The sequence below is a fragment of the Streptomyces sp. x-19 genome (assembly GCF_046549115.1).
GTDB lineage: Bacteria > Actinomycetota > Actinomycetes > Streptomycetales > Streptomycetaceae > Streptomyces > Streptomyces albulus_C.
The window spans coordinates 1-537 of sequence record NZ_JAJPWK010000122.1 but is presented as its reverse complement, the minus strand read 5'-3'; the positions used below and the strand labels follow the sequence as shown (position 1 = coordinate 537).

General features: G+C 70.6%; 1 protein-coding gene. It reads right to left on the bottom strand.

Annotation, left to right across the window (positions count from 1 at the left end; genetic code table 11):
* Window positions 1–6 precede the first annotated feature (6 nt).
* Window positions 7–537: NAD-binding protein (locus ACLJT4_RS42550; protein ID WP_411130539.1), on the bottom strand; the 531-nt coding region annotated here is incomplete at its 5' end.

Sequence of the window (537 nt, the reverse complement as noted above, 5' to 3'; positions counted from 1 at the left end):
CGGGTCTCAGCCCTTGAGGTCGTAACCGGAGAGGCGTTCCACGCCGCGCAGGAGGGCGGAGTGGTCCAGGCCGCCGTCGCCCTGGGCGCGCAGGGAGGCGACGAGGGAGGCGACGACGGAGCCGACGGGCAGGGCGGCGCCGACGGTGCGGGCGGCGTCGGTGACGATGCCCATGTCCTTGTGGTGCAGGTCGATGCGGAAGCCGGGCTTGAAGTCCCGGTTGACGAAGTTGGCCGTCTTGCGGGCCAGCACCGTGGAGCCGGCCAGACCGCCACCGAGCACGTCGAGCGCGGCCGGCAGGTCGACACCGGACTTCTCCAGGAACACCACGGCCTCGGCGCACGCCTGGATGTTCACCGCGACGATCAGCTGGTTGGCGGCCTTCACCGTCTGACCCGAACCGTGCGGACCACACAGCACGATGGTCTTGCCCAGCGCGTCGAACAGCGGCTTCGCCGCGTCGAAGTCGGCCTGCTGACCACCGACCATGATCGACAGAACCGCCTCGATCGCCCCGGCCTCACCACCGGAGACCGG